Source organism: Enterobacter sp. PL_is379, assembly GCF_055817355.1.
In genome coordinates this window covers 248,114-265,469 of the sequence record NZ_JBVPGT010000027.1, presented here as the reverse complement: position 1 = coordinate 265,469, position 17,356 = coordinate 248,114, and the positions used below count along the sequence as shown (strand labels likewise).

18 protein-coding genes are annotated in these 17,356 nt (G+C 58.0%); all 18 read right to left on the bottom strand.

The window, feature by feature from the left end; translation table 11 throughout:
* Window positions 1–267, bottom strand: a 267-nt coding sequence (locus tag AC0TOY_RS10705; protein WP_473721387.1) for a contractile injection system protein, VgrG/Pvc8 family, incomplete at its 3' end; no start/stop codon positions are given.
* Window positions 268–331: 64 nt separating this feature from the next.
* The gene (locus AC0TOY_RS10700) at window positions 332–742 is read right to left on the bottom strand and encodes a hypothetical protein (protein ID WP_232473022.1); all 411 of its coding nucleotides are present in this window, start codon (window positions 740–742) and stop codon (window positions 332–334) included.
* A gap of 230 nt (window positions 743–972) precedes the next feature.
* A complete protein-coding gene (locus AC0TOY_RS10695) occupies window positions 973–2,391 on the bottom strand; it encodes a serine/threonine protein kinase (protein ID WP_157189342.1) in 1,419 nt (472 codons plus the stop codon).
* A gap of 24 nt (window positions 2,392–2,415) precedes the next feature.
* Window positions 2,416–5,031, bottom strand: a complete 2,616-nt coding sequence (gene tssH, locus AC0TOY_RS10690) for a type VI secretion system ATPase TssH (protein ID WP_024909845.1) — start codon at window positions 5,029–5,031, stop codon at window positions 2,416–2,418.
* A gap of 34 nt (window positions 5,032–5,065) precedes the next feature.
* Window positions 5,066–6,106, bottom strand: coding sequence for a type VI secretion system baseplate subunit TssG (gene tssG, locus AC0TOY_RS10685; protein WP_048992131.1), 1,041 nt, complete (start codon window positions 6,104–6,106; stop codon window positions 5,066–5,068).
* Window positions 6,103–7,974: a type VI secretion system baseplate subunit TssF gene (tssF, locus tag AC0TOY_RS10680; RefSeq protein ID WP_290093185.1), complete on the bottom strand. Its 1,872-nt coding sequence runs from the start codon at window positions 7,972–7,974 to the stop codon at window positions 6,103–6,105. Before tssF ends, tssG begins: the two co-directional genes overlap by 4 nt.
* 2 nt (window positions 7,975–7,976) lie before the next feature.
* Window positions 7,977–8,540 carry a type VI secretion system baseplate subunit TssE gene (tssE, locus tag AC0TOY_RS10675; RefSeq protein WP_024909842.1) on the bottom strand — a complete coding sequence of 188 codons (564 nt, stop codon included), beginning with the start codon at window positions 8,538–8,540 and terminating at the stop codon, window positions 7,977–7,979.
* On the bottom strand, window positions 8,533–9,345 hold the full coding sequence (locus AC0TOY_RS10670) for a type VI secretion system accessory protein TagJ (protein WP_473721809.1): 813 nt from the start codon (window positions 9,343–9,345) through the stop codon (window positions 8,533–8,535). Before AC0TOY_RS10670 ends, tssE begins: the two co-directional genes overlap by 8 nt.
* Before the next feature lie 9 nt (window positions 9,346–9,354).
* Window positions 9,355–10,353: a hypothetical protein gene (locus tag AC0TOY_RS10665; RefSeq protein WP_473721808.1), complete on the bottom strand. Its 999-nt coding sequence runs from the start codon at window positions 10,351–10,353 to the stop codon at window positions 9,355–9,357.
* 16 nt (window positions 10,354–10,369) lie between these two features.
* A complete protein-coding gene (locus tag AC0TOY_RS10660) occupies window positions 10,370–11,167 on the bottom strand; it encodes a PP2C family protein-serine/threonine phosphatase (protein ID WP_008502637.1) in 798 nt (265 codons plus the stop codon).
* On the bottom strand, window positions 11,164–12,939 hold the full coding sequence (tagH, locus tag AC0TOY_RS10655; protein WP_407821440.1) for a type VI secretion system-associated FHA domain protein TagH: 1,776 nt from the start codon (window positions 12,937–12,939) through the stop codon (window positions 11,164–11,166). Before tagH ends, AC0TOY_RS10660 begins: the two co-directional genes overlap by 4 nt.
* An 87-nt stretch (window positions 12,940–13,026) precedes the next feature.
* Window positions 13,027–13,380 carry a T6SS amidase immunity protein Tai4 family protein gene (locus AC0TOY_RS10650; RefSeq protein WP_090419870.1) on the bottom strand — a complete coding sequence of 118 codons (354 nt, stop codon included), beginning with the start codon at window positions 13,378–13,380 and terminating at the stop codon, window positions 13,027–13,029.
* Window positions 13,377–13,868, bottom strand: a complete 492-nt coding sequence (locus AC0TOY_RS10645) for a type VI secretion system amidase effector protein Tae4 (RefSeq protein WP_032645536.1) — start codon at window positions 13,866–13,868, stop codon at window positions 13,377–13,379. Before AC0TOY_RS10645 ends, AC0TOY_RS10650 begins: the two co-directional genes overlap by 4 nt.
* A gap of 58 nt (window positions 13,869–13,926) precedes the next feature.
* Window positions 13,927–14,409, bottom strand: coding sequence for an Hcp family type VI secretion system effector (locus AC0TOY_RS10640; protein WP_008502640.1), 483 nt, complete (start codon window positions 14,407–14,409; stop codon window positions 13,927–13,929).
* Between the two features lie 180 nt (window positions 14,410–14,589).
* Complete coding sequence (locus AC0TOY_RS10635) at window positions 14,590–15,009, bottom strand: T6SS amidase immunity protein Tai4 family protein (RefSeq protein ID WP_290093188.1); 420 nt, start codon at window positions 15,007–15,009, stop codon at window positions 14,590–14,592.
* 71 nt (window positions 15,010–15,080) lie between these two features.
* Entirely contained in the window at window positions 15,081–15,512 is a 432-nt protein-coding gene (locus tag AC0TOY_RS10630; protein WP_090419868.1) for a Rap1a/Tai family immunity protein, read from the bottom strand.
* A 53-nt stretch (window positions 15,513–15,565) separates the two neighbouring features.
* Entirely contained in the window at window positions 15,566–15,799 is a 234-nt protein-coding gene (locus AC0TOY_RS10625; protein ID WP_032645535.1) for a hypothetical protein, read from the bottom strand.
* A 55-nt stretch (window positions 15,800–15,854) separates the two neighbouring features.
* Window positions 15,855–17,354 carry a type VI secretion system contractile sheath large subunit gene (gene tssC, locus AC0TOY_RS10620; RefSeq protein ID WP_014884232.1) on the bottom strand — a complete coding sequence of 500 codons (1,500 nt, stop codon included), beginning with the start codon at window positions 17,352–17,354 and terminating at the stop codon, window positions 15,855–15,857.
* Window positions 17,355–17,356: the final 2 nt, after the last annotated feature.

The window sequence follows — 17,356 nt, the reverse complement described above, 5'->3', positions numbered from 1 at the left end:
GTACACCGCATAGCGGGTGCCCGTCAGCTCAACGGCGCTGACCGCCACGCGGGTAATCTTGCCGTTAATATAGCGGGACGTCAGCAGGCTCTGCGTCGGGATGGTCACCGTGACCGGCTGGCCCAGCAGCTTGCTGCGGTCAATGCGCGCGTCAGTGCCGAGCACGGTCAGCGTCAGCGCGAACGACTCGGACATCGCCTCGCGGCCCGTCAGTTTCCAGAACAGAAGCCCCTCCACCGGGAGCTGAACGGTAATTCGGTTGAGCATAATCTTTATTCCATCTAGCTTATGCGATGCAGAAAAGGGGTTCGCATCTGTGATAAAGCGTCATTCAAGAAAGGGGCTTTTCCCTCTTGATCATCCAAAAAACAAGAGAGTAGATTTTCAGTAATTCTGAAGTGACAAATAAGCCTACATTCAACCAGATGTTTGAAATATCAAACATACTTACTAAAAGAGGGAAAAATGAGACCGAACATCTGAATGAAATCAAGCGAAATACTTCCTGAGCAAGGGCAAATTTAATCGCTCCGATCTTTCGCTTGAAGAATAACCAGGCCGAAGCACACAAAGAGAGTAATAAAAGTAAGTCAAGCACAAAAAAAAGCATGACCAAAATGCTGAAACCATCACCTGCATAATAATGCAACGAATCACTAAACGCTTTTGCATCAGAAATGAATGGAATTCTGTCGTGGCGAACTGAATTCACGCAATAAAGCAATATTGCGAGAAGATCCATACTTCCCCAGAAATACCATAATTTGCTATTTAAATGAGCGAGGTTATTTTGCGTACGCCCGATATTGTTATTTACAAAAATGGGGAGGCACATGTTGGCTTCAACTCAACTCTCCGGGTTAGGATTAAATTCAAAACGCATAAACAGGAGAGACAATCTTCTCGCATTCCCTGGATGAAGCCTCTGGCTTCGAAGATCGTACACTTCCATAGTCTCTCCTGTTTAAATTCCTACGGATTCACCAGCCAGGTGCCCGGCTTGGCAATATCCAGCGTCTGGCCACGCGTTCTTCCGTTGCCCTGCAGTTCAATCTTCGCCTCTCCGGCCGGCAGCTTGAGCGATGCATAGCCGTTGGTTCCCGGGCGCAGCGCTTTTGGCTCGCCGTTCACTTTCAGCGTTTCGCCGTCGAGGATGCGGATATAGACCAACGCAACAGGGTTCGCGACAGGCGGTGGCGTCTGTTGCGCCGTCGCCTGCTCGCTCACCTTCGCCGTTTCCGGCTTCACGTCTGGCGCGTTCGCGGCTGTTTCGGTCGAACGCGCCTCTGCCGGTGCCTGTGCAGCCTGCTCAGGCGTATCGTTACCGCCGCTGAACAGCATCGCCCCGGCGACAATACCCACCAGCACCCCTGCGGCAACCATGCCCGGGATCTTGTAGCGGCGCCAGTCGAGCAGCGAAGCCGGTTGTTCCTTCTCCACCGGTACCAGCATCGTGCCGGGCTTTTTCGCCGTCAGCACATCGTTGATACCGGCGACCGGCATCTCTATCAGCGCGGCGAACTCGTCGATGGACTGCGGACGGTCCTCCATGTGCAGCGCCAGCGCGCGGTCAATGGCCTGCAGCAGCGGAATGGAATAGCCCTGCGGCATGATTTCCACCAGCGGTTTGCAGGTATCCTGAATAGAGCGCACCACGCTGACCGGCGGCGGAGAACCCACAATCAGGGTACGCAGCACCGCGCCGAGGGCGTAAATATCCGTCCACGGGCCCTGCTCGCTTTCGTTGTCGTCGGTGTACTGCTCAATCGGCGCAAATCCCGGACGCAGCATGGTTTCCGTTTCGTCGGAGAGATTACCGATGGTGCGTCGCGCGGAGCCGAAATCGAGCAGCACCGGCAGGCCGTTATCCTGGATCTGAATGTTATCCAGAGAGATATCGCGGTGCAGGTAGCCTTCGTCGTGGATGGTCTTGATCGCACCGAACAGCATCGGCAGCGTGCGGCGGATCCAGGCTTCGTTGATCAGCTCCGGCTTTTCTTCGCGCAGGCGCGACAGCGTGGTGCCGCTGTAAAACAGCGTCCCCATATAGGCCGTGTCGTTTTGCACCCAGAAACGCAGGACGTGCAGCAGGTTCGGGTGGTTAAAGCGCGCCAGCAGACGCGCTTCCTGAATAAAGCTGTTCAGGCCCGCGGAGAACGCTTTGCCAAAGCGCTCGCTGCGCAGCACCAGGGTCATGTCGTCGCCGCGCACGGCGAGCGAGGAAGGCATAAATTCTTTGATAGCGATAGTGCGTTCGAGCTGGTGATCCCACGCGCGATAGACAATGCCAAAACCGCCGCCGCCGATCACCTCTTTGATTTCAAACTCGTTGAAGCGGTACCCGACCGGGAGCGCGTTTGGGACAGTCCGATTGTTATCATTATCCGTCATCTTTTACAGTTCTCTTGATGATTATTACGCGGCAAACTGACAGTGAAACTCGCCCTGCTCGCAGGTGACGTGCAGACGTCGGTACTGCTCGTCGCTGCGGCTGGCGGTAAGTAAGATCTGGCTCATCTGAGGCAGCAGAGTGTTGGTCAGAATAGCGTCCACCATGCGGCCGCCGGACTCCACCTCGGTACAGCGCTGAACAATTTGTTCCACCACGCTGTCGTCAAACTCAGAAATAATGCTGTGATTCTCTTCCAGACGACGCTGAATGCGCTTGAGCTGCAGGCGAACAATCTGCCCCAGCATCTCGTCGCTGAGCGGGTAATACGGCACCACCAGCAGACGGCCCAGCAGCGCGGGCGGGAAGACCTCCAGCAGCGGCTGGCGCAGCGCGCCGCTCAAGGCGTCCGGCTCCGGCACCAGCTCCGGATCGGCGCACATGGCGCTAATCAGGTCGGTGCCGACGTTAGACGTCAGAATAATGATGGTGTTACGGAAATCAATGTGGCGCCCCTCTCCGTCTTCCATCCAGCCTTTATCAAAGACCTGGAAGAAGATTTCGTGGACGTCCGGGTGCGCTTTTTCAATTTCGTCCAGCAGCACCACGCTGTACGGGCGGCGGCGCACGGCCTCGGTCAACACGCCGCCTTCACCATACCCTACGTATCCCGGAGGCGCACCTTTTAAGGTGGACACGGTGTGCGCTTCCTGGAACTCACTCATGTTGATGGTGATAACGTTCTGCTCGCCGCCGTACAGCGACTCCGCGAGCGCCAGCGCGGTTTCGGTTTTACCGACGCCGGACGGGCCGCACAGCATAAAGACGCCCACCGGTTTGTTGGGATCGTCGAGCTTCGCCCGCGAGGTTTTCACGCGGCGGGCAATCAGATCCAGACCGTGACGCTGGCCGATAACGCGCTGGTTCAGCGTGTCGGCAAGGTTGAGCACCGCGTCGATCTCGTTTTTCACCATCCGGCCCAGCGGGATCCCGGTCCAGTCAGAGACCACCGCGGCAACCACGTTTTCATCCACCGCCGCAAACAGCAGCGGTTCATCACCCTGTAAGGCGTTCAGCGCCTGCTGCTGTTCCGTCAGCTTGCCGCGCAGCTCAGCGGTATCTTCTTCGCCCGCCGCGAACAGCGCGGCGCGCAGGCGGATAATCTCCTGCACCAGACTGCGCTCTTCTTCCCAGCGCCGGGACAGGGCTTCGCGTTTTGTCTCATACGCGTCACGTTCGGCGCGTAACGTTGCTACGCGCTCAGCGTCTCCGGCACCGACGCGCGCCTCGCGTTCTGCGATCTCAATTTCCACGTCCAGCGCGGCAAGATGGCGCAGGCAGTCTTCCAGCTGCGCAGGCGGCGCGCTCTGGCTGACCGCGACGCGGGCGCAGGCGGTGTCGAGCAGCGCAACGGCTTTATCCGGCAGCTGACGCGCCGGAATGTAGCGATGCGACAGCTTCACCGCCGCGCTGACCGCTTCGTCAAGCAGCAGAACCTGGTGGTGCGTCTCCAGCGGCGACACGGTGCTGCGCAGCATCAGAATGGCTTTCGCTTCGTCCGGCTCGTGCACCTGCACCGTCTGGAAACGACGGGTCAGCGCGGGGTCTTTCTCGATGTACTTTTTGTATTCCGCCCAGGTAGTGGCGCCGATGGTGCGCAGCTGACCGCGCGCCAGCGCGGGCTTCAGCAGGTTTGCCGCATCGCCGGTCCCCTGCTGGCCGCCTGCGCCAATCAGGGTGTGGATCTCATCAATAAACAGAATGATCGGCGTGGCGCTGGACTGGACTTCATTAATAAGCGCCTGCAGCCGGGCCTCGAACTCGCCTTTCATGCCTGCGCCGGCTTGCAGCATGCCGATATCCAGCAGCCACAGCTGAATGTTCTGCAGCGGCTCCGGCACGTCGCCGTCGGCGATACGCAGCGCCAGACCTTCCACCACCGCCGTTTTCCCGACCCCGGCTTCCCCGGTCAACAGCGGGTTGTTCTGACGACGGCGCATCAGGATATCCACCATCTGGCGGATCTCCTCGTCGCGCCCGACAACCGGGTCAATCTTCCCGTCGCGGGCGCGGGCGGTCAGGTCCTGGCCGTACTGGGCCAGCGTCCCCTGCGCAGCCGGTACTGCACCCGCCGGCGCATCGACGGCGGCAGCGGCCTGCTGCGTCTCTTTGCTGTTGGCGCAAATAGCGTCGAACTGCTCAATCAGCACCTCGACGTTAAGGCGGGTGAACTGCGACGAGATGCTTTTCAGCACGTTGGCCAGATTCCAGGTTTTCAGCATGCCGATCAGCAAATGGCCGCCGCGAATACGGCTGACGCCAAACTTCAGCGAGCCGAAGACCCAGGCACGCTCAACGGCGCTGTCGATGTGTTCGGAGAGATCGGAAACGGAACTCGCCCCGCGCGGAAGGACATCCAGCGCCGCAACGATATCGCGCGTCAGCTGCTGTTCATCAAGGGCAAAGTGGCGGATGACCTGCTGCAGATCGCCATCCTGCTGCTGCATCAGCTGATGCAGCCAGTGCACCAGCTCAACATAGGGGTTGCCGCGCAGCTTGCAGAACGCAGTGGCGCTTTCCAGAGAGGTAAATAACAGCGTATCCAGTTTGCCGAAAAGCACGGCACGGCTTATTTCTGACATGTTCGGTTCCATTGATAACAATGCGTTAGAAAAATTATCGCTCTGCGCAATACACCAGATCGCCACGCGGGACAGGCCGCGGCTGAAGGCCCAGCCAGGTGTTGTAGCCTAATCGCCCGGCACCGCCGAGCGTGGTGCCCTGCACCGCGTCTTCACGCAGGATCACCCGTGTTTCCCATTCAAACTCCACCCCGGCGTACTGACGCACCCAGTCACGCAGTTCGGTGACCCACGCTTCCCCCGGCAGAAAACGGTTGTACTCTTCCGCGCTCAGCGGGCCAATGTCGATGCGAAACTTATGCTGCACGTCGCGGACGGCGACGCCGAGAAAGGCGGACTCCCCCATGCGCGGCATGCGGCGTCCTGCTCCCAGCTGCGCCTGCTCACGCGTGGAGAGCGGCATCCACTGCGGCACGTTGCTCACCAGCTTAACCGGCGCCTTAAAATAGTTGCGCAGGATCTTCTCCAGCCCCTCCGGATCCCGCCCGTGGCGGGTCAGGTGCCCGGCGTGGGTAAAGCGGGCATGCGAGCTCAGGCTGCCTTTGTTCATCTGACCCGGCTGCCCCATGCCAATCAGCGACGCCAGGTAGCCTTCAAAGCGCCTGTTATCCGCGCGATCCAGCGAGACGGTGGGCTGCGCATCCGCCCAGGCGCGGTAAAACAGCAGCGCAAGGCGGTGATGGAACAGATCGGCAAACGCGCTGAGGCTGGTGTCCTGATGATGATAAATACGCTCGCGGGCGTATTCGGTCATGTGGACCGGCAGCGGGCCGTTCGGGCCAAACAGGCCGAAGCTGAGGATAGACACCTCATGCAGCCCGCTTTCCTCCCGCTGACGCACCTGAGCCAGCGTCGACGGAGCAAAACTCATCGACGGCTGCTGGCCGATGCGCAGCAGTTCAAATTTCGGCAGCGGCGCGCGTCCCAGCGGGTAGCGCTCGCCGCCCTGGGCATCAATACGCCTCAACAGCTGAAACAGATCGTAGCGCCAGGGCGTCTCGCGGACCCCGTGCCAGAACGCATCCGGCAGCTTCGTCAGACGATGCACGCGCAGCGGTGCAGCGGTGTCACTCATATCAGCGCCCTTTTACCCATGCGCGGCGCCCAGTAGCCAATCTCGCCGCGCTGCTGACTTTTCAGGGTGAACTCCGTAAAGCTGTTGATCGACACCAGACGGGCAAAGAGACGCTCCATCACGCTGCCGAAGAGCCACGGACTGGCGCCGGAAAAGGCTCGCTCATCCACCGTCAGGGTAATGCCGATCCCGCGGGCGAACACCACCGGGCCGGGTTCAGGCACGCGGCGGTGAACCGGTTCCAGCACGCAGTGACGAACGCCTTCCACCTGACGCGCCACGGGCGTTTCTGCCAGGTTGGCGTACAGCCCTAACAGCTGTCGCAGCGCGGCTGCGCCCTCTTCGTTTTCGCTGTCCATCAGGCTGAGGTAGTTCATCTGCAGCTGGCTGATGAGCCGCCAGGTGCTGAACCCTTCTGCCAGCGCCGGACGCGGCGGCGTCGGGCCTTTACGCAGCATCAGGGATTTCACCGGCATGGAATCGGCCATAATGAACTGCCCGAGCTCCTGCTGCAGCATCAGCGGCAGGTCGCGGCTGGTGCAGAGCACCTCGGCAGAGATATAGCGCAGGTTTTCCTGCCAGGGGGCGTGCTGTTCATCCACCAGCGAGACAAAGACCTCCGAGCCGATATAGCCGGTACGCGTACCGTAGCGCAGGGCGTGCTCGGACAGCACGCGCTGTTCGCGGCGCAGGGAAAAATAGGCCCCGTAGTTGCCCGCATCGCCGCTCCAGGTGCTCCAGAACGGACGAAACGTCTGGTCATCACGCTGGCCGTCCGCGCTGCCATAGATTTTTTTGACCGCGTAAATTTCATAATCCAGCGGACGGATGTTATCCACCACCAGATGGTATTCATGCTGGCCCTCATTCAGCTTCTGACGCGCCGCGACCTTTGGGAACAGGTTGATGACCGGCGTGCAGTGCAGCGCCAGGTGGCTGGCATCGACCACGCGCTCCAGCTGTTCATCCGACTTATCCAACAGAATAAAGATATCGAAGGCTTTTTCGTCTGCACAGCGCTGGATGAGCTTGCTCAGGCCGCTGAGGCTAATGAAGCGGAAACGGGCCGGAAAGGCGAAATACTCCTGCAGCAGGCGATAGCCGTCAAAGTTGCGCAGATCGTCCGGAAGCAGCGCCTGGTCAGGCTCAAAACCCTCCTGGCGCAGCGCATCCGACGCCAGCAGCTGTCGCTGCGGCTGCGGGCCGACCGTCTGACAGACGATCCCAACGTGGTGCTCCATCACCAGCTCCAGCAGCTTAAGCGCTTCAATGTCCGGACCGCCGAGGAAAAATTCCAGACGGTCGAAATCCAGATGCCCGAGGTTTTGCGGGCCATCGCAGGCGATGCGGATCCGCAGAGCGCTGCCGATCCCCCGCTGGCTCAGCCCCAGCTGCGCGAGCGGCAGATCGGCAGGCACGCCGCCCAGCTCGACCTTGTCGATTTTCAGCGGCAGCAGGTTGACCTCGTGCGCCGTGGTATAGCTGCAGGTCACGCCGGTTTTTTTCAGCGCCAGGCTGTCCATCATGGTACCGCGCGGCACAATGAAGCCCTTGCTCAGGTCACCCCTGCTGCTGTCGGGCTCAATCTCCGCGATCGCCATCGACGGCGTGGGCGCAAGATAGTTCGGCGCAATCATCTCCAGCAGACGCTGAGAGAAGCGCGGAAACTCCGCGTCCATTTTCATCTGCACGCGGGAGGTCAGGAAGGCGAAGCCCTCCATCAGACGTTCGGTATACGGGTCCGCCACCTCGATGCCGCGCATGCCCAGCCGCCCGGCGACTTTAGGATAGCGTTCGGCAAACTCGGCCCCCATTTCGCGCAGGTAGGCCAGCTCACGGTTGTAGTATTCGAGCAGTTTACTTTCCATGATTACCCCGCATCTTTCAGTTCAAAATGGCCGTTTTCCAGATCGACATCGGTACGAAACAGAAACTCCAGCGGGTAAGGCACACACCATAAACGCCCTTTGATCTCGATGGAGAGCACGTTGTGCAGATCCAGCGAGGAGGTATCCGACACGCAGCGGACCTGCAGCCCCTGCGGCAAAATGCGCGGTTCAAAATTGATGATGGCCTCGGTGAGCTTGCGCTGAATGTCGTGCCATTCGATGTCCGACATTCTTTTCCCGGCCAGCGGCGCGACGCCGAAGTTAACCACCGAGCGGCTCACGTGCGGTAACGCGCTCAAATCACCGGAGGCATCGTGGTTGATGGTATTAAACAGCCACTGCAGATCGCGCAGGACATTGCGGCGCAGGGCGGCGTGGGTGATCAGATTGCTGTTGGCCGACTCGCGCTTTTTTTCCGGGTCGTTATCGGTGAGGCGATCCAGCAGCGAGGGCTGCATTTTGTCGCGCGCCCCCACCTTCTCCTGCTTGCTGCGGGCTTGCCAGCCGCTGCGTAGCAGATCGCCTTCGCCAGCGGGATTACTCATCGGCTCCATCCGTCGCAAACGTCACGAGGCTGAGCGACAGCAGCGGGCTTTCACTTTGCTCGCTCAGCCAGGCCTTCTGGCCCTGGCCTTCATACAGCGTGCCGTCAGTGTCGAGCGGGTGCCAGTCGGTGGTGCGGCCCAGTTTGACCGCATCAGAGGCATCGGCTGCAAACGGGTAACGCGCCGGGATCTGACACACCTGTTCCGTTCCGTCGGTCAAGCGCACCAGCGCGTGACGCCATACCAGATCGGTGACGCTGGCAGGCGCCTGGAAACGGATCTCCGCGATAGCGCTAAACGGCAGCCAGAAATAGCGGCCGTTCACGATGGTTTCGCAGACCGGGCCGAGACGGGCATCGCCGTCCATCAGCCAGTCAAAGGCCTGCGTCTCGTCGTTTTCAAGGGTGACACTACCAGGGTTTGCCTGCGCCTGTTCAAGGGCTTCCAGACGCAGCGCCTGCGCGCGCTCGCCCTCCTCGCTCAGCGCCGCGGCAAGGGTGGTCAGCCACGGCCACTGGGTTTCAGGCATCGCCGGACGCGCCTGTCCCGCCATCACCTGCGCGCGCTGCAGCTCGCCCTGAATGGACTGCTCCAGCAGCGTGACGGTGGGCTTCGCCTGCGGCTTCAACGCCAGCCAGCTTTTCAGCTGGGTCAGGGCACGCGTCCAGTTGCCGCTCAGGGTTAAAAACTGCACGAACGCGGCGCGGAGGTCGGCATCTGCCGGACGGGCTTTGATTTCTGCTTCCAGACGCGCGAGCGCGTCGTTAAGCGACTCACCCGCCAGGTGTTGATAGAGCGTATTCATTGCCATTCCTTAATTTGCCGCGCGCCATGCGCCGACGGCCGGATCGCGCAGCTGAGGACGCAGGGTGTCAATCAGCACGATATTCAGCGGGGTACCGGGTGCCACCCAGGCGCTCCAGGTTTTTTTCACCGCCGCGATACGCGCCTGCAGTTTTGCATCATCGCTGGCGGTTTCACGGGAAATCTCCACCGCGACCGTGCCGTTGCTCTTCCAGCTGTTCAGGGCGTTGTCGTAAGGCAGGATCATCCAGCTCTGGTCGCTGTTTGGGGTGCTGAATACCATGCGCTCTTTGTTGACGGAGGTGATCAGCGCGTTTTCCGGGTCGGCGCTTTGATTCAGCCCGGTGACCGGGAAGCCATGAATGTATGTTACCGCCATCTCTTTCTGCCCGCCGTTGCGGGACTGCGACACAACGGTGTGTCCGCTCAGCCAACTGCCGTTCCCGCAGCGGGTGGTGTCAGAATCCGGAATAAAGAGCGCCGGTGCAGAAGCGCCCCCTTCCCAGAAGGTGCGCAGGTGGCAGCCGTCCTGAAGCGTAAACTCCTGCCACGGCGTACGGTCGGCGGCAACGGTGCGGGAAGCCACGTTCTGATCGGGCGGCAGTAACGCGCCGCTGGCTGGGGTGGCGGTGACGGTCGCAGCAGACGCGGCCTGCTCTTGTTTCACCACCAGCGCCCAATCCTGCGCTTTGCCAGCCGTGCCCTGCGCCAGCGTGGAACCCGCCGGATCGTTGAGCGTCCAGCTAAGCTTATTCACTTTGCTGCACTGGTGTTCCAGCAGTGAGCCAAGACGCGGCACAAAGTTCTCCAGCACGGAGACGTCTTTCTTGCCGTTTGCCACAATGCGCAGCGCCACCTCAGGCTTACACCAGCTCTGCGGCGTGTTGTCTTTGATGTTGTCGATCCAGATATCCAGCTTCTGCGCAGGAGACTGCACGATGCGGAAATTTTCAGCCTGAGCGGTGGAGGTCGCCGCCAGAAGTGCCAAACCCGATAGCCAAAGTTTCATATCGTTCCTTGTGTGTCTAATCAGTTCCGCAGGGAAGAAATTGTGCTGCGTCAGAGAGGGTGTGCAGCAAAGTGGTGTCCTGAGGGTTGCCCATCCATACCGCCAGGGCAGTATAGTTATCCTGAGCATTCCCCTCCTGTTCGCCATTCTTTTGAATGATTTGGTTCATTAAGGTCAGCCACTCCTGCGGCGTATTGACCATATGCAGCGACTGCTTCATTTGCTCTTCGCTGACGCCGTGCCAGAACCCGTCGGTGCACAGTAAAAAGGCATCGCCGTCCTCAACCTGCACCACATCGCTGTAGCTCGCTTCCGGCCCGCCGTTTTCAATCCCCAGCGCCAGATAGAGCAGGTTGCTGTTCAGGTTGTCGGTCTGGTGCCCGGCATCTTTCATCTGCTGCACCAGGCTGTGGTCGGTAGTCACATGCCACAGCCATCCCCGGCGAAACAGGTACAGGCGGCTATCTCCGGCGTGCGCCCAGTAGGCCAGCCCGTAATCACGATCAATGAACAGGCTGACCAGCGTCGTGCCCATCCGGCGATAGTCCTGTACGGCCTGCTGTTCGCTGAGAATGGTGCGGTTCGCCGTCTGCACGTAGTCGCGGATGTGCTGCGCATTAAGATGTTTGTCGCCATCGAAGCGGGAGATAATGCTGTTGCGGGCCAGCGCTGCGGCCACCTCGCCGCCCGGCAGCCCCGCGATGCCGTCGCAGACGACAAAGCAGGCTGAACGTTCCCCTATGGTTTCTCCCGTCTGATCCTGGTTGCTGGCGCGCGTCCCCTGGCGGGAGAGAGAAGCCGTTGCGATATTCATTTGTCTTCCGATCCGCTCTGTGAGTCTTTGTACTGATTGACCTCCATGTCATACGCATGAAGGAAGGCCTCGCCGAACAGGGTGTGGAAGTCATCCTCAATCTCGCCCGCCGTCTCGCCATAGCTGCGAACAAAGTAGTCCCACAGGGCGGCTTTGCGGCTGCCCGGCAGCGCCAGACGAGAGGTCATCCCGTTCTGCTTCGCCTGCTCTTCCAGCTGCTCCGGGTTAAAGGACTGCAGCATCGCGGCAATAATGGCGCGGATGCCGGAGATCATGCCCAGCTGGTGCGCCTGCAGATCGATCAGGGCGTCGCGCACCGATTTTGTCGGCGGCATAAAGCCCGGCATTGGGGTGCCAAACATCTGGATCAGGACAGTTTTGCCGGTCGGCAACAGCTTGAACGGGTTGTTGGCATCGTCCAGCACCATGGTCATATCGGCTTTCACGCCGCGCTTGAGAATGGAGCGCGAGGAAAGCAGCGCCACGGTCCCCTGAGAGAACATGCCGAGGATCTGCCCCAGCTGACGCATATTTTCACGGTCAAACTGCGGGACGGGCTGCATTTCGCTCAGCCCCATCCCCTCCAGCAGTGCCTCCAGCAGCTCACCCTGCAGCACTTCGCCCTTCTCACCGCTGTTTGCCGTGGTGGTTGGTGAGGCGGCGTTATTGACCGGGTCGATGCGCAGGCGGCCCTTCGGGGCCTGAGCGCTACTGCGCGCAACGGCCTGTGGCGTTGGCATGGTGAAGCCTGCGTAATCCGGTCGCGCGGGCTCTTCTTCAGCACGCGGTTCTTCCTGCGGCTCAGGGGCGAATAGCGGAGAATCGGCCAGCACGTCCTCTTCCCGTTCAGGTTCAGGTTCCGGCACTGGCGCAGGCTTCTCGGCAATAATGTCATCCGGATGGGTTAGTGGCGCGCCGCCCATCAGCCCGAGCGGGTCGTCATTACGCGCGGCTGGTGCGCTGGCCTTACCGCCAAACAGGGCCAGCGGATCGAGCTCATCCGTCGCCTCTTCTTCTGGCTTCACGGGGCTCGTCTCGCCCGGCGGCACCAGCGTTGACGGGGTGACGTCGTCAAAAATACTCTCTTTTTTGAACAACGCTTCGTCGCTGAACAGCATGTCCGGGTCGACATGCTTACGCTCGAGTTTTGGATCGCTGTCGTTGAACATCGCCAGCGGATCTTCGGCGTTACGCTCCGGGGCCGCAGGCTGGGAGAACGGATCGTGCGATGCAGCAGGCTGCGGTTTTGTACGGTTGCTGGAGATGCTGTCGGAGATGGAGAACTCCTGCATCAGGCTATCCCAGATCTCCGTTGGCACGGCGGTCGGCTCGGCTTTCCCGCGCGGTGCGGCACTTGCCGGTTTCGGTTGAGAAGCTGGCGCGGTCGCGGGTGCGGCTGTCGGACGCGCCTGCTGGTGCAGGCTGGCCGCCATACGGCTCACGGGCTGGGTATCGTGGATCAATTCGGTCACTTCGATACGGTAGTCATCAATACCGAGAATGTCGCCATCCTGCAGTTCAACCTGACGCCCTCGCTCCAGCGGAATGTCATTTAATACCACGCGGGTGACGCTGCCGCGGTTGGTCACGCGGCATTCGCCCTGGGCGTCCACGTGAACAATGGCCTGCAGACGAGAGATGGTGCGGTCATTATCCGGCAATACCAGATTGTTATCCGTACCGCGCCCAATGGTGCCGCCCGGGGCGTAAAAATCACAGCTGCTTTGCGGCGGCTGATGACCGGGTTTCGTAGAAATAATCGTGAATCGCATGGCGTATTCCTGCTGGTATGATTAGCGCTCAAACGCTGCCGCTCTCGGGGCGAGAACGGCGGCGTTTGGGGCCGGATTCCATTGATTCTATTTTGCGGTTTTGAGCGGACGAATCGCGTCGCTGTTGGCGATTAAGCTGCACTTTAAAACCTGATATTGACCCGGTTCGGTACCGCCTACTTTCTCTTTCAGTAAAGAAACAATCATCTTGTCAGCTTTTTCAAAATTCTCTGCAGGGAGATTGCTTGCTTCCAGCCATGCGGCCGCGCTGGCCTCTGCATCGTCTTTCAGACTTTTGCTGTCCGCAATCTTACTGATGCATCGATTTTGCACCCAGTTTTCAAAGATTTGTTGCTGAGAAAAAGCGCTGACATCAGGCAGGGTTTGGGCATAAACAGCAGAGGCATTTATAGCCAATACCAGCAGTAATAAACGTTTCATTTCAGGCTCCAGAATGTTGCGTTGGTCGGAATAAACGAACCATTACCCGGTGAGCCCAGAAAATGGCAATCATCAGAGCAAATATTACCATTCCAGAGTGTGACATGCCCGGTTGCGTCGCTCCAGCCGTGCCCGGTAAAGATGATAATGCCTTGTTTGCCTGCAAATTGCGCAGGAGTGGGAGAAGAGACAGACATATCGGCATTGCCCAGTACCGTGGGTAGAAATGCAATCATATCTTTAACGCGGAACATATAGCGCTTTTTGTCGTTTCCGGTCACTGTCGCATATTTACTGTTAGAAGGAATAGGAATGCCACAGTAATTTAAAACGTAGCTCATACGAATTGGGCAGGCATTTTTAAAAATACCGGCGTCGATATTATGCTGAACTTTTCCACCCAACAATTTGCCAACCTGTTCTACGCTTACGTTCACTTCTCTGAATCTGTTCCAGGCGGCACCAAAAGCAGGACGCATTTGAGACATCTTGTTTCTCCTTGATAAGAAGCTCCGGATAAAGTGAGCCCTTTCGGGCCCACTATTATTACGCTTCTTTGTTCTCTTTGATGTTCCAGCCAGCGCTGCTTTCAGCACCTTTACCACCCGACGTGGTCTGCTCCCAGTACTGCTGTTTCACTTTGGCAGCCTGGAATGCATAGGTCACACCAACGGTGTCGCCGTTGTCAGCACCGGTGTACTGAACAGAGGTCACCAGCACATCTTCCAGCGTGATGCGGGAGTATTCCACCTGCTGGCCGCCCGCTTTACAAACGGACAGTTCAACTTTAGTCAGGTGTTTACCGCTGGCGCAGTGTTTCAGGATAGCGGTGGTGGATTTGTCGATCAGCGCGTTAACGTGCAGGTCGTTAAAGTTAACTTTACCGGCACCGCCGCCACCGCCAACGCTCATATTACCTGGCTGGGAAGCGCCCCAGGAGAAGGAGGTAATATCAGTCCAGCCGGTGTGGTTAGAATCTTTCGATTCGCCCGTAACACCCTCGACCTTCAGAAACATATCAATAGCCATAATATCTACTCTTCGTGGATGAACAATATTGCTTTCGAAAAAGCACTTATATGGCAAACAGGAAAGCATGGGGCTGAATAAAACCGTCCATATTTTACCTCTGCCTCATATCAAATGACCCGTGTCATTTGACAGTCTTACATTCTCCCGGAATAAATGGAAAGAATGTGAAGTCTTTTACTACTCTGGGTTATCCTGGATCCAGCTACGGTCAGGATCGCCAATGATGACTTGCGGAACCAGTTTGTTCAGTTCGTCGCTATGATAAAGACGTATACAGTTTAAGGTTACGCCTTTGACATCGGGTTTTCGCTCTGAATGAAAACCATTAATTTGATTTTTATATTTTTCGATGAGGGCATTCACTTTATCCGTGCCATTTTCAGCATCAAAAGGTATCCACTCAATAAATGCGCTCGCACTTCTGGCCGCATCAGCAGAAAACTGACTGCCTTTATCTGCCACCTGAGCAAGACAGCGCGCCAGAACTAAATCTTTTAAAACCTGCCGGTATGTTTGCTGATGATAAAAATCAGGATAGTTATTTCCGGCACACACATAAAAGGTCATAAATACGAGGAAAAAACAGAAATGTTTCACCTTATATCCTTTGCCATCGGCCCCACAGCGCATCAGCTATCCAATTCCAACCGGTTCAGCAGTGGAGCGTTCTATAAGCCAGTCCGATGTTGACAGGGGCTTAATTCTCCCATTGCATCGGTAATGATTTCAGAAGCCCGCCGTTTGCTCTCCTGCTCAGATAAATGGGCAAAGCGAGAGTAAAGAAATTCATGAACCGTATTGGGCAAAATCGGATGACCTTTACACCAGGCCTTCCCCTCTGATGCATCAACCACGCCTAATAGATACATATCCGCCTTAATGCGCTCGCGTTCATTCGTTTTTGAAAGCCAGGCACTGGCGAAGCGCGCTGCGCTGAGATTGAAATCGTACCCCGTTAATAAGCCCGGGTCGCGAAGCAAATTTGACGTATCATCCTGCGGTAATGCTGTTGCGTCAGGATAAGAATAATTTCCCGTTTGTGCTTCAGCCAGAGATGCGATAAACAACAAAGCGATTGCAAACAGGTTTATTTTATTCATTGTAATATCGCGTTAGTGGAATACCTTAATTAAATACAAGCCAGCACGAGGTATTAACGTTTCTCTTTCCATTTCTCTGCAACAACGTAGATACCTATCGCTAATGCATTAAGTCCAGCACATAAGAATCCATGCATTGCGATTCGCGGGACATCTTCTGGCCAGTCAAAGATAAACAGATAGTAGCCGGATACCGTCACAAACAGCATGAATGAAATAATTAACAACGCATAAACCATTAAATAGATGATGAATTTTCTTGTTATCGCTTTCACAGGTAAATTCATTAGCTATCTCGTACTCACAATAAGGCTGCCGGCCCCAGGAGGCCGGCTATCTGCATCACGCGTCTTTCGTCTTCAGCGACGGCAGTTTAGATACCAGACGCAGAGAAACGGTCAGACCTTCCAGCTGGTAGTGTGGACGCAGGAAGAACTTCGCGGCGTAGTAGCCCGGGTTGTCCTCAATCTCCTGCACCTGCACTTCCGCAGCTGCCAGCGGTTTACGGGACTTGGTCTCCTGAGAGGAGTTAGCCGGGTCACCGTCGACGTAGTTCATGACCCAGTCGTTCAGCCAGCGTTCCATCTCTTCGCGCTCGCGGAAGGAGCCGATTTTGTCGCGCACGATGCACTTCAGGTAGTGGGCAAAGCGGCAGCAGGCGAACAGGTACGGCAGGCGTGATGCCAGGCGCGCGTTAGCGGTCGCATCCGGGTCGTGGTACTCCGCCGGTTTCTGCAGGGACTGCGCGCCGATGAAGGCGGCAAAGTCGGAGTTTTTGCGGTGAACCAGCGGCATAAAGCCGTTTTTCGCCAGCTCGGCTTCCCGACGATCGCTGATGGCGATCTCGGTCGGGCACTTCATGTCCACACCGCCGTCATCGCTCGGGAAGGTGTGGCACGGCAGGTTTTCCACCGCCCCGCCGGACTCCACGCCGCGAATCGAGGTGCACCAGCCGTACTCTTTGAAGGAGCGGTTGATGTTGGCTGCCATCGCGTACGCGGCGTTCGCCCAGGAGTAGCTGTTGTGGTTCGCGCCGTCGGTCTGCTCCTCAAAGTCAAAGCTGTCGACCGGGTTGGTGCGAATACCGTACGGCAGGCGCGACAGGAAGCGCGGCATCACCAGACCCAGATAGCGGGCATCTTCTGATTCACGCAGTGAACGCCAGGCCGCGTATTCGGTGTTCTGGAAGATCTTGGTCAGGTCGCGCGGGTTAGCCAGCTCCTGCCAGGACTCCATCTGCATTACGCCCGGTGCGGTACCGGTAATGAACGGACAGTGCGCCGCTGAGCCGATGCGCGCCATTTCACCCAGCAGCTCAACGTCCTGCGGGCTGTGGTCGAAGTAGTAGTCGCCCACGATGCAGCCAAACGGCTCGCCGCCGAACTGACCGTATTCCTGCTCGTAGATTTTCTTGAAGATCGGGCTCTGGTCCCAGCCCACGCCCTTGAAGCGCTTCAGGGTACGGCCCAGCTCCTGCTTGGAGATGCTCATAAAGCGGATCTTCAGCATCTCGTCAGTTTCAGTGTTGTTCACCAGGTAGCTCAGACCGCGCCAGGCGCTCTCCAGCTTCTGAAACTCTTCGTGGTGAATGATCTGATTCACCTGCTGCGACAGCTGCTCGTCGATACCGGCAATCAGGTTCTGAATGGTGCGGTAGGTATCGTTCGAGAAGGTGACGGTATTTTCCAGCGCCTGCTGCGCAAGGGTTTTGACCGCGCTTTCGACGGCGGAGCGGGCCTGATCGGTTTTCGGGCGGAATTCTTTGTTCAGCAGCGCGCTGAATTCATCCTGACTGAACGCCTGACCCGCCTGCTGCTCGTGTTGTTGAGTCTGGTTGCTCATCG